Origin of the sequence: Lentzea sp. NPDC004782, from assembly GCF_040609115.1 — a bacterium.
GTDB lineage: Bacteria > Actinomycetota > Actinomycetes > Mycobacteriales > Pseudonocardiaceae > Lentzea.
The window spans coordinates 232,446-244,135 of the sequence record NZ_JBEXJN010000004.1; the positions used below are offsets into that span (position 1 = coordinate 232,446).

10 protein-coding genes are annotated in these 11,690 nt (G+C 68.1%); 5 read left to right on the forward strand and 5 right to left on the reverse strand.

Going from position 1 to position 11,690, the window contains the following annotated elements; all coding sequences use genetic code 11:
• Nucleotides 1-201 precede the first annotated feature (201 nt).
• From uvrA to ABZV40_RS05940, 3 genes are all read left to right on the forward strand, one after another.
• On the forward strand, nucleotides 202-3,081 hold the full coding sequence (uvrA, locus tag ABZV40_RS05930; RefSeq protein ID WP_355436464.1) for an excinuclease ABC subunit UvrA: 2,880 nt from the start codon (nucleotides 202-204) through the stop codon (nucleotides 3,079-3,081).
• Nucleotides 3,081-3,263 carry a hypothetical protein gene (locus tag ABZV40_RS05935; RefSeq protein ID WP_355436467.1) on the forward strand — a complete coding sequence of 61 codons (183 nt, stop codon included), beginning with the start codon at nucleotides 3,081-3,083 and terminating at the stop codon, nucleotides 3,261-3,263. The genes uvrA and ABZV40_RS05935 overlap by 1 nt, the downstream gene beginning before the upstream one ends.
• Nucleotides 3,264-3,399: 136 nt before the next feature.
• Entirely contained in the window at nucleotides 3,400-3,861 is a 462-nt protein-coding gene (locus tag ABZV40_RS05940) for an SRPBCC family protein (RefSeq protein WP_355436470.1), read from the forward strand.
• A gap of 3 nt (nucleotides 3,862-3,864) precedes the next feature.
• On the opposite strand, the gene ABZV40_RS05945 is transcribed toward ABZV40_RS05940, so the two are convergent.
• From ABZV40_RS05945 to ABZV40_RS05960, 4 genes are read right to left on the reverse strand one after another with little or no spacing between them, the layout of a single operon-like run.
• Nucleotides 3,865-5,064: a hypothetical protein gene (locus ABZV40_RS05945; protein WP_355436473.1), complete on the reverse strand. Its 1,200-nt coding sequence runs from the start codon at nucleotides 5,062-5,064 to the stop codon at nucleotides 3,865-3,867.
• Nucleotides 5,061-6,194 (reverse strand): VWA domain-containing protein, encoded by a 1,134-nt coding sequence (locus tag ABZV40_RS05950; RefSeq protein ID WP_355436476.1) that lies wholly within the window; start codon nucleotides 6,192-6,194, stop codon nucleotides 5,061-5,063. Before ABZV40_RS05950 ends, ABZV40_RS05945 begins: the two co-directional genes overlap by 4 nt.
• Nucleotides 6,195-6,197: 3 nt before the next feature.
• A complete protein-coding gene (locus ABZV40_RS05955; RefSeq protein ID WP_355436479.1) occupies nucleotides 6,198-6,374 on the reverse strand; it encodes a hypothetical protein in 177 nt (58 codons plus the stop codon).
• A gap of 35 nt (nucleotides 6,375-6,409) precedes the next feature.
• Nucleotides 6,410-7,006 carry a TetR family transcriptional regulator gene (locus ABZV40_RS05960; protein ID WP_355436481.1) on the reverse strand — a complete coding sequence of 199 codons (597 nt, stop codon included), beginning with the start codon at nucleotides 7,004-7,006 and terminating at the stop codon, nucleotides 6,410-6,412.
• Between the two features lie 75 nt (nucleotides 7,007-7,081).
• Between ABZV40_RS05960 and ABZV40_RS05965 the strand changes: the two genes are divergently transcribed.
• Nucleotides 7,082-8,242 (forward strand): NAD(P)/FAD-dependent oxidoreductase, encoded by a 1,161-nt coding sequence (locus ABZV40_RS05965; RefSeq protein WP_355436484.1) that lies wholly within the window; start codon nucleotides 7,082-7,084, stop codon nucleotides 8,240-8,242.
• 44 nt (nucleotides 8,243-8,286) lie between these two features.
• Nucleotides 8,287-9,459, forward strand: coding sequence for a hypothetical protein (locus ABZV40_RS05970; protein WP_355436487.1), 1,173 nt, complete (start codon nucleotides 8,287-8,289; stop codon nucleotides 9,457-9,459).
• A gap of 61 nt (nucleotides 9,460-9,520) precedes the next feature.
• Here ABZV40_RS05970 and ABZV40_RS05975 read toward each other — a convergent pair whose 3' ends face one another.
• Nucleotides 9,521-11,605, reverse strand: a complete 2,085-nt coding sequence (locus ABZV40_RS05975) for an alpha-galactosidase (protein ID WP_355436490.1) — start codon at nucleotides 11,603-11,605, stop codon at nucleotides 9,521-9,523.
• Between the last annotated feature and the right edge of the window lie 85 nt (nucleotides 11,606-11,690).

The following is an 11,690-nucleotide window of genomic DNA, read 5'->3' on the forward strand; positions in this document are numbered from 1 at the left end:
GCTTGAGATCGAAGTGACCAGCCTATGAGTAAAGCCTGTTCAGGGGAATGCGACAGCCGCCGGAACCGTTTTTGTCAGGGGTGCCGCCTAGCATGGTCGGCGGGTCGGTCACAGCCTCCGAACCGATGCTAGTACGCTTCGAACGCTTGTTCGGAAGAGTGTGGCGTGAGTGACCCGCCGATCGCAGCCGAAGGGACCCCAGTGGCAGACCGTCTTGTCGTTCGCGGCGCCCGCGAGCACAACCTGCGCAGCGTGGATCTCGACCTGCCGCGGGACAGTCTCATCGTCTTCACGGGGCTGTCCGGCTCCGGCAAGTCGAGCCTCGCGTTCGACACGATCTTCGCCGAAGGCCAGCGCCGGTACGTCGAGTCGTTGTCGGCGTACGCGCGCCAGTTCCTCGGGCAGATGGACAAACCGGACGTCGACTTCATCGAGGGCCTCTCGCCCGCGGTGTCGATCGACCAGAAGTCGACCAGCCGCAACCCGCGGTCGACCGTCGGCACCATCACCGAGGTCTACGACTACCTGCGCCTGCTCTACGCGCGCGCCGGCAAGCCGCACTGCCCGCAGTGCGGTGAGGCGATCGGCAAGCAGACGCCGCAGGAGATCGTCGACCAGGTGCTCGCGATGGAGCAGGGCACCAAGTTCCAGGTGCTCGCGCCGGTCATCCGCGGGCGCAAGGGCGAGTACCTCGACCTCTTCCAGAACCTGCAGACGCAGGGCTACTCGCGCGCGAAGGTCGACGGTGTCGTCTACGCGCTCGCCGAGGTGCCCAAGCTCAAGAAGCAGGAGAAGCACCACATCGCGGTCGTCATCGACCGGCTGAGCGTCAAGGCGTCGTCGAAGCAGCGGCTCACCGACTCGGTCGAGACGGCGCTGCGGCTCGCGGACGGGCTGGTCGAGCTGGAGTTCGTCGACCTGCCGGAGACCGACCCGAAGCGGGTCAGGGGCTTCTCCGAGAACCTGGCCTGCCCCAACGGCCACCCGCTCGCGATCGAGGACCTGGAGCCGCGGTCGTTCTCCTTCAACTCGCCGTACGGCGCGTGCACGGTCTGCACGGGCATCGGTGTGCGCAAGGAGGTCGACCCGGAGCTCGTGGTCCCGGACGACGAGCTGACCCTCGAAGAGGGCGCCATCGCGCCGTGGGCCGGTGGGCAGACCGCCGAGTACTTCACGCGGCTGCTGCAGTCGCTCGGCGAGACCATCGGCTTCCGCATGGACCAGCAGTGGCGGCTGCTGCCCGCCAGGGCGCAGAAGGCGATCCTGCACGGCATCGACGAGCAGGTGCACGTCCGCTACCGCAACCGCTACGGCCGCGAGCGCTCCTACTACGCCAACTACGAGGGCGTCATCCCGTTCCTCGAACGGCGGCAGGAGCAGACCGAGTCCGAGTACATGCGGGAGAAGTACGAGGGCTACATGCGCGAGGTCCCGTGCCCCGCGTGTGCCGGCACCAGGCTCAAGCCCGAGATCCTCGCGGTCACGCTGCACCACGCCCGCAAGGGCGACAAGTCCATCGCCGAGGTCTGCGCGATGAGCGTCGCGGAGTGCTCGGACTTCCTCGACGGCCTCAAGCTCGGCAAGCGCGAGTCGATGATCGCGGGCGCGGTGCTCAAGGAGATCCAGGCCCGCCTGCACTTCCTGCTCGACGTCGGTCTCGACTACCTGTCGCTCGACCGCGCGTCCGGCACGCTGTCCGGCGGTGAGGCGCAGCGCATCCGGCTCGCCACCCAGATCGGTTCGGGTCTGGTCGGCGTGCTGTACGTGCTGGACGAGCCGTCGATCGGCCTGCACCAGCGCGACAACCACCGGTTGATCGAGACGCTGACCAGGCTGCGCGACCTCGGTAACACGCTGATCGTCGTCGAGCACGACGAGGACACCATCCGCACGTCGGACTGGGTCGTCGACATCGGCCCCGGCGCCGGTGAGCACGGCGGCAAGGTCGTGCACAGCGGCCCGTACAAGAAGCTGCTGACGAACAAGGACTCGATCACCGGCGCGTACCTGTCCGGCCGCAAGCAGATCCCGATGCCGGCGACGCGCCGCAAGGTCGACAAGAAGCGTCAGCTGACGGTCGTCGGCGCGCGTGAGCACAACCTGCGCGGCATCGACGTGTCGTTCCCGCTCGGCACGCTCACCTCGGTCACGGGCGTGTCCGGCTCGGGCAAGTCGACGCTGGTGAACGACATCCTCGCCACGGTGCTCGCGAACAAGCTCAACGGCGCGCGCCAGGTCCCCGGCCGGCACACCCGGATCAAGGGCCTGGACCAGGTCGACAAGCTGGTGCAGGTCGACCAGTCGCCGATCGGCCGCACCCCGCGGTCGAACCCGGCCACCTACACGGGCGTGTTCGACCACATCCGCAAGCTCTTCGCGGCCACCACCGAGGCGAAGGTCCGCGGCTACCAGCCGGGCCGCTTCTCGTTCAACGTCAAGGGCGGCCGCTGCGAGGCGTGCGCCGGCGACGGCACGATCAAGATCGAGATGAACTTCCTTCCGGACGTGTACGTCCCCTGCGAGGTGTGCAAGGGCGCGCGGTACAACCGCGAGACGCTCGAAGTGCACTACAAGGGCAAGACGATCTCCGAGGTCCTCGACATGCCGATCGAGGAGGCGGCCACGTTCTTCGAGCCGATCAACGCGATCCACCGCCACCTGCGCACGCTGGTCGACGTGGGTCTGGGCTACGTGCGGCTGGGTCAGCCGGCGCCGACGCTGTCCGGTGGTGAGGCGCAGCGCGTGAAGCTCGCGTCGGAGCTGCAGAAGCGGTCGACCGGCAAGACGGTCTACATCCTCGACGAGCCCACGACCGGCCTGCACTTCGAGGACATCCGCAAGCTCCTCGGCGTGATCAACGGTTTGGTGGACAAGGGGAACACCGTCATCGTCATCGAGCACAACCTGGACGTCATCAAGACTTCCGACTGGATCGTCGACATGGGTCCCGAAGGTGGCTCCGGCGGCGGTATGGTCGTAGCAGAGGGCACGCCCGAGCAGGTCGCTGAGGTCGAGCAGAGCTACACGGGGCAGTTCCTGCTGCAGGTGCTCGAGAACGAGGAGGTGTCAGCCGCAGGGTGATGATTCCACTCGATGCCCTGGCCCACCGCGAACGCGCCCTTCAGGCGTCGCGTGGCGAGCCCGTGGCCCATCCCGTCAACCTCGTGGAGGTGCTCGACGCGTCGGAGCAGGCACTCCGCCGCGTCGCGGCTGTCGGTTGGTTGCGCACTCTCGAACGGCTTCCTCGGCTGATCGACCGGTAGCGACAGTCCACCCGACGGGCCTAGTGAGACGCTTGAGTCGCACTAAAGCCTGATGACACGCGGTGAGGAATTCTCGGCAGTGTGAGTTTTGTCGAGAACCTGTCACCTGAACGAGCTATCCGGGATGATGGCGCCCGTGTCACTCAACCACTACCGGTTCCGCAGCGTGTGGCACGTCTGCGCGTCTCCGGCAGCCGTGTACGACGTGCTGTCGGACATCGAGAACTACCCGAAGTGGTGGCCAGAGGTCCGGTCGACGACCAAGATCGACGAGGAGTCCGGCATCCTCCGATGCCGGTCGTTCCTGCCGTTCGACCTCGTCGTGCAGGTGCGGCACAGCATCGCGAACCAGCAGGCCGGGCTGCTGCGCGCGCAGCTGTCCGGTGATCTCGAAGGCTTCGCGAGCTGGGAGATCATCGGCCGGGACGGTGGTACGGACCTCGTGTTCGACCAGGAGGTCGTGGTCAACAAGCCGCTGTTGCGCCGGCTGGTGCTGCTCGGCAGGCCGTTCTTCCGGGGCAACCACGACGTGATGATGCGCGGCGGCCTCAGGGGGTTGAAGCAGATCCTCGCCGAGCGCGCGGCCAGCGAGTCCTGACCGTCACCGGTAGTCGCCCAGCTGCACGACCATCTTGTCCGTGTTCACGCACTTCTGCGGTACCTGGGAGTGCGCGTACCCGTCCTCGTAGGGCCACGAGCAGGACCACTCGCCGGACTCCCAGAACAGGCCCTGACCCTGCGCCTGCCCGCCGTCGATCGCCGCCTTGTAGCGGTCCGCGATGTCAAGAGCCGCAGGACACCCGACGCCGTTCAGGTCGATGACCTTGTTGCCCTGCGTGTCGCGGCAGACGACCGGTTCGACGAGGCAGGGGAAGTCCCAGGCCTTCCAGACCTCTTTCGGAATCGTGCCGCACGGCAGTTCCGTCCCCGAGTCGAGGTTCTGCCACTTCCCGTCCTTCAGCTCGAAGTCGAGCAACAGCGTGTCGGTGTACTGCGGATCGGTCTGCGCCTTCGCGAACACGTACCGGTCCTGCTGACACTTGATGTCGAAGTAGTAGGACTTCCTCTGCGCGCTGCTTCCCAGCGGGTGCGCGGCCATGAGCACGTCAGGTGTCACCGAGTCGCACGGAGACACCTTGACCTCCTTGACCGCCAGCTCCGTCGGGACCGAGACCTCCTTCATCGTGGTGACGAGCTCGTCGGAGGTCTTGGTGAGGCGTGGTTTCTGCGCGTCGGTCGCAGCCGCGATCTCGTTGAGGACCTTGATCTGCTCGGGAGTCAGCCGATGCCCGACGAACCGGAAGTCGATCTTCACACCGGCCTGGGTGGTGTGCTGGTCGATGATCGCCCGGACCTCGTCGGCGCTCTTGCCGCACGCGTCGGCGCCGCCCCGCGCGACCACCACGACCCGGTTGGTCTTGGAGCCGCGGAACGGGTAGACGTGCGCGAAGTCGTCGATCGCCGCGAGGATGCCGTCGAGCAGCGTCGCCTTGCCGCTCGGGGTGATCGACCGGGCCGCCTCGCCGATCTTCGCGGCCTGGCCGGTGCCGGGCGGCACCAGTTCGGCGGTGTCCGGCGTGTCGCACGTGCCACCGAACCGGCGCAGCGCCAGCGAGTCGTCGCTCGACATGTTCGACGCGGCCGAACCGACGGCATCCGCGACCTCGCGGAAATCTGCCGACTCGGAGGCGTCGACGAGGAACGTGGTGCGGTGGTCCGGTGGCAGGAACACCCACAGGCCACCGGCGACCAGCCCCAGCACCACGACCACGGCGCCCGCCACCAGCCACCGGCGTTTCATCCCGTTCCCCCTGGACCTTTCGCGCGCAACGAGGTCAGCACGTCCGTCATCTCCCGCGCCTCGGCGTTGTACGCCTCGGCGGCCTTGGTGTAGACGGCGAGCGGCTCCGTCAGGTTCCGCCCCGAACGAGCCTGGTCGAGCAACGCGTCGGCGGCCTTGATCACCGCCGCCTGCAGGGTCCGCAGCCGCACCGCCATGTCGCGCAACCGCACCGCGTCCGCGGAACCGGTGCGGCCGTCGAGGTCCTTGATCTCGATGTCGACGACGGCGTCGCGCGCCTCGCTCAACGCACTCTCGGCCAGGTCGAACCGGCCGTCCTTCAGCGCCGCGGTCGCCGAGTTGAGCTTCTCGACGGTCGGGTTGAGCACGTTGACGACCGACTGCGACGACCGCAGCACCGGCTCGATGGTGGTGAACCAGGCGAGCGCGTCCTTCAGCTTTTCCGGCGTGTCCGTGAACGTCGGTGCCTGCGTCTTGAGCTGCGTGGTCAGGTCCCTCAACCGCTGCTCGTCGCGGACCTGGTAGCCGATGAACCGGAACTCGACGGTGAGCCCGGCAGCCGCGACCCGCTCCCGGATCTGGGCCTGGACGAACTCGTCGTCCGGGTCGCACGCGTCCGTGCCGTGCCTGGTGACCACGATGATCCGGTTGACCTGCTTGGCTTTCAGCGACAACGGCGGGGTGAAGTCGTTGACCGCCTCGACGATTCCGCGCTGCAGCGTGGCTTTCGCGCCCTGCCGCACCGTCCGGGCGGCCTGGGCGATCTCCTGCCGGTTGCCGGTGCCGAACCCGACGAGCTGCGTGGTGTTGTCGTCGGTGCCGCACTCGCCGCCGAAGCTGCGCAGCGACTGCGAGTCGTGCTCACCGGAGTTGCCGACGACCGTCGTCAACGCGTTCGTGACGCTGGCCAGGTCGCCCTCGGCCGCGTCGATCAGGAACGTCGTCTTGTAGATGGGCGCGAACATCGGGATGACCCAGCGGACGGCCACGAACCCGGTCCCGGCCACCAGCACGCCGACGAGCAGGACGATCAGCAGCCGGCGCACGCTCTTCGGCAGCTCGATCCAGAACGTGTTCCACTGGCGCGCGTTGTCCCCGATGATCACGCCCTGGGCGCCACGCAGGTCCACGCGTCAGCCGAAGTTGTTGGTCTGCTGCGCGTTGTCGCCGATGATGACGCCCTGCGCGCCGGACAGGTTGTGCGTGACCGGCTTCTCGTCGAGCTTCTCCTGCGCCTTCCTGATCGCCGCGGACGTCGACGGCGACAGCTCGTCTCCCGCGGTCGACGCGGAAAGCCTGATCTCGTCCATGAACCGCAGGGTAGCGAGTTCGGGTGCGAAAGAAGTCAGGTTCGGCCGGACAGGTGGCGCACCAGCAACGACAGCTGTTCCGCGTACTTCTGCGCGAACTCCGGCGTCGCGGGGTCCTCACCGGTGATCTGGCTCGCGGTGTGTCGCAGGGTCAACGGCGCGGAGGCGGCCGCCATCAGTGCCAGCAGCAGCAGGCCGGGGTCGAGGTCCGCGGGCAGCTCGCCGGCGGCCTGGCGGGCGCGCAGCTGGTCGACCTGGGTGCGCAGGAACGCCTCGTCGGTGGGCGGAGTGTCGCCTGCCAGGTTCGACCACGCCCACAGCCGGCCCTGGTCGGTGAGCGTGGTCGCCACGAAGCTCGCCAGGACCACGTCCAGCGGCTGCGCTTCGTGAGCCATCTCGGCCGCCGTGGTGTGCCAGCTGGTCGCGAGCTCCTTGTACAGGCCTTCCTTGCCGCCGAAGTAGTACGAGATCAGCTGCTTGTTCACGCCCGCGCGTGCCGCGATGTCGGTCGTGCGGGTGGCCGCGTAGCCCTTGGCGCCGAACTCCGCCGCGGCCGCCTCCAGAATGCGGGCCCGCGTGCGTTCCGGGTCGCGCTTGCGTTCCGAAGCGGTGGGTGAGCGGCGTTGATCCACGGCCACACGGTAGCTGACGGGTTGTTTTCAACCAACGGGTTGACTTAATCAACCGTGCGGTTGAAACTGGGTGGCATGAGAATCGCGGTGGTTGGCGGAGGGATCGGCGGGCTGTGCCTGGCGCACGGGTTGCGCAAGGCCGGCGTGGACGTGGCGGTGTACGAGCGCGATCTCTCGCGCACGGACCGCCTGCAGGGGTATCGGGTGCACATCAACCCGCACGGTGCAGCCGCGCTGCGGGAGTGCCTGCCCGCGGCGAACTGGGAACGATTCGAGCAGAGCGCTGGAAGTGGCGGCAATGGTTTTGGCTTTCTGACCGAACAGCTCAAGCCGTTGCTGGTGCTCGACCCCGACGACGAGCAGCACTACTCGGCGAGCCGGATCACGCTCAGGCAGGTCCTGCTGGACGGCCTGGACGTCGAGTTCGGCAAGCGGTTCGTGCGGTACGAGCAGGGTGAGGACATCACGCTGCACTTCGAGGACGGGACGACGGCGCGGTGCGACGTGCTGGTCGGCGCGGACGGCATCCGGTCGCTGGTGCGTCAGCAGTACCTGCCGCACGCGGGCACCGAGGACGTCGGCGTCACGGCGATCGCCGGCAAGCTGATGCTGGACGAGCACGACTGGGTGCCGCGGGACCTGGTGGTGCGGGCCAACTCGATCATCCCGACCAGCCGGGCGGGGATGTTCCTGGTAGCGCACGACGGGCTGGGCGTGACCGACAACCCGGACGACCCGTTGTTCGACAACGTGCGTCCCTACCTGATGTGGGCCTACGCGGCCGCGGACCTGACCGTCCACGACGGACAGGACCTGCAACGGGAGGTGCTGGGCCGGATCTCGCGGTGGAGTCCCGAGCTGAGCCGGATCGTGGCGGCCTCCCCGGCTGAGACGATCAACCAGTGGCGCATCCGTTCGTCCAAGCCCGTCGAGCGGTGGCAGCCCACGAACGTCACGTTGCTCGGCGACGCCATCCACGCGATGACACCGATGCGGGGCATTGGCGCGAACACCGCACTGCGGGACGCGCAGTTGCTCGCGCGGTGCATCGCCGAAGGTGGTGACTCGATCGCCCGGTACGAGAAGGAGATGTACGACTACGGGTTCGGGGCGGTCCGGGACTCGCTGCGGGCCGCGAAGCAGTTCGCGGACGGCAGCCCGGTGGCGCGGACGATCTTCAAGACCGTGTTGCGGACCGCGAGCGCCGTGCCTGCGCTCAAGCGCGCGATGTTCTGAGAAATTCGGTTGAACCGAACTGGCTTGCTGTACGTGTGTGGGACGTGACCAGGAAGAAGAAGATGATCCGCAGCGGTGTTGCGGTCGTCGCGCTGGGGTTGGTCCCGCTGACCGCCTGCACCACCACGCCGCAGAGCAGGCCGGTCGCGCAGCAGCGGGACAGCGCGGTGGCGCTGAACGTCACCGAGATCGACGACCTCGGGCCGGTGGTCACCGACGTCAGGGGTTTCACGCTCTACCGGTTCGACGGCGACAAGCCGAACGAGTCCACTTGCGACGGTGAGTGCGCCGCGACCTGGCCGCCCGCCACGGTCGCCGACGAGAACTTCGCGGTGACCGGCGTCGACCGGGCGCTGGTCGGCAGCTTCGTCCGCAAGGACGGCAGCCGCCAGCTCACCGTCGGCGGGATGCCGCAGTACCGGTTCTCCAAGGACGCCAAGCCCGGTGAGACCAAGGGGCAGGGTCTGCAGGGCAAGTGGTTCGTCACCGGCAAGAGCGGTGAACGCACCCAGCTGACGGCGCGAACGGGTGTCATCGCGGGACTCGGCGCGGTGCTGACCAACAACGCGGGGCTCACGCTCTACCGGTTCGACGGTGACAAACCCGGTGAGTCCACTTGCGACGGTGGTTGTGCCGGGACGTGGCCGCCGGTGACCGTGGAGGGCGAGAAGCCGCGGGTGAAGGGCGTCGACCCGAAGCTGCTCGGCACGATCACCCGCAAGGACGGCAAGAAGCAGCTCACGGTCGCGAACTGGCCGCAGTACACGTTCTCGGGCGACACCAAGCCCGGTGAGGCCAAGGGCGTGACGGTGCCGAAGTGGTTCGCCACCGCCACCGACGGCAAGAAAGCCCAGCAGAACAAGGCGATCGCGCTCACCAGCGCGACCGTGAAGGACCTCGGCGTCGTCGCCACCGACTCCGGCGGCATGACGCTCTACCGGTTCGACGACGACTCCGCGACGCCGCCGACGAGCAACTGCTCAGGCGCGTGCGCGGAGAAGTGGCCGCCCGCTTACGTCAACGAGGGTTTCCAGGTGCAGGGCGTGGATTCCTCGCTCGTGGGGACGATCGAGCGGGACGGGAGAAAACAGCTCACCATCGCAGGATGGCCGCAGTACCTCTTCTCAGGTGACAAGGTCTGCGGCGATGCCAACGGACAGGGCGTTGGCGGCAAGTGGTGGGCGACGAAGGCCGACGGAAGTCGCGCCGGCCGATAAGGAAAACGATGAACGGCGCATTTGTTCACGTCAGGTGGACAAATGCGCCGTTCATCACGTGTCAGCGCAGGCGCAGCAGGATCGCCTGCTCCGGTTCGAGCACCGGGAGCTGGATGCCGACGTCAGCGAGCGCGGAGCCGGGCAACGAGATGGGGTCCCACTTGCCCTCCCGCCCGATCAGCTTCGGCAGACCGGCGGGCGCGTCGAACGTCAGCCGGTACGTCCGCGTGCGGTCGAGACCGGGGAAGCGCACCCGCACCGGCTTGTGCTGCACCGAAGTCGCGATCTGCGCGTAGCAGAACAGCGCCTCGGACCGGTCGGGGGCGACCACGCCGTGCACCCACGCGGCCGGGTCCGGGTGGTCGGCGTGCACCGAAACCCCGCTGTGCACCAGGGAACGCACGTCCTTGTAGTACTCGATCGCCGCCTGCAGGCCCGCGCGCTCGGCGTCGGTCGCGGAGTTGATGTCCCACTCGATGCCGAAGTGCCCGAACATCGCCGTCGCCACCCGGAACGACAGCTCGTGCACCCGGCCGGTGGTGTGCGAGTGGGTCGGACCGACGTGCGCGCCCATCAGCTCCGGAGGGAGGAACACGCCGGTCCACCGCTGGATCAGCTGGCGTTCCAGGGCGTCGTTGCAGTCGGAGGTCCACACGCGGTCGGTGCGCGACAGCACGCCGAGATCGATCCGGGAGCCGCCGGACGAGCAGCTCTCGATCTCCACGTGCGGGTGCCGGGCACGCAGTTCGTCCAGCAGCCGGTAGAACGCCTCGGTCTGGTCGTGCACCCGCGAGGCGATCAGGTCGCGGTTGTGGTCCCACTTCACGAACGCGATGTCGTTGTCGGACAACACCGACGACACGCGGTCGAGGATGTACGCGTAGGCCTCGGGGTGCGCGATGTTGAGCACCTGCTGGTTGCGCCACGACGGCGGCAGCACGCCGGGACGCGGGCCGAGCACCCAGTCCGGGTGGGCGCGGTACAGGTCCGAGTCCGTGTTGATCATCTCGGGTTCGAACCACAGCCCGAACTCCATGCCCAGCGCGCGGACGTGCTTGATCAGCGGGGTCAGGCCGTCGGGCCACACGGTTTCGTCGACGTACCAGTCGCCCAGACCCGCGGTGTCGTCGCGGCGGTGCCGGAACCAGCCGTCGTCCAGCACGAACCGCTCCACACCGATGGCCGCGGCGGTGTCGGCGAGCGACGTCAGCCGCGCGAGGTCGTGGTCGAAGTAGACGGCTTCCCACGTGTTGAGCACGACGGGGCGAGGACGCAGGGTCCGTTCGCGCAGCTGACGGTGGAAGGCCGCGCTGATGCCGTCGATGCCCTCGGGGGAGTAGGCCGCGTACAGCCACGGCGACTCGTACGTCTCGCCTGGCGCCAGGACGATCTCGCCCGGCAGCAACAGCTCTCCGCCGCCCAGGAACGGCGTCGAGTCGGGGATGTTCTCCGCGTACGTCACGTGGTTGCCGCTCCACGCGACGTGCAGCGCCCACACCTCACCTGAGCGGAACGAGAACCCCGCCGTCCCGGCGAGCAGCCCGATGGTCGCGTCGGGTCCGGTGCGGCCGCGCCGGTTCTCCCGCAGCCAGGTGCCGTAGGAGAACGGGTGCCGTTGCGGCGAGCGTTCGCGTGCCCATCGGCCGGTGAAGTCGAGCAGCTCGGTGGCGTGGGCCGGGGTCGGCAGCGCGGTCTCCAGCGCTTCCAGGGAGTACGGGGTCGAGCCGTCGTTGCGCACGGTGTGGCGCAGTCGGAGCATCCCCGACGGCGCCAGTTCCAGCACACCGGTCACGGTCAGCTCGGCCGCGGAATCCTCGGCCGTGTAACGGAAGGCCGAGTCCTCGACCGAGTGGGTCGTCACCGTCAGCGCGGGCGCGAAGTGCTCACCGCCGCGGTGCCCGCGCAGGCCGGGACGACCGGGGTGTCCCGCGCTCGCGTCGGGCAGCAGCGTGAGTGCCACCGCGTGATCGGGTGAGCTGTTGGGGACGACGCCGGTGACCACGTCGGCCAGGGTGCGCAGGGCGTCCTGGCCGACGTCGCCGAGCGATCGCCCCCAGTGCGTGACGACGGGCAACCCGGTGCCCCTGACCTCGATCACCACGCTGGAGGTGTCGTCGTGCAGGTGCACGACCTCCCTGTTGCTCATGCGGGCCCCGTCCACATCGAACACAAATGAACAATGCGCCGATCCTGTGATGCAGGGCTCACGATGTCAAGCGTTCGAACTTGTT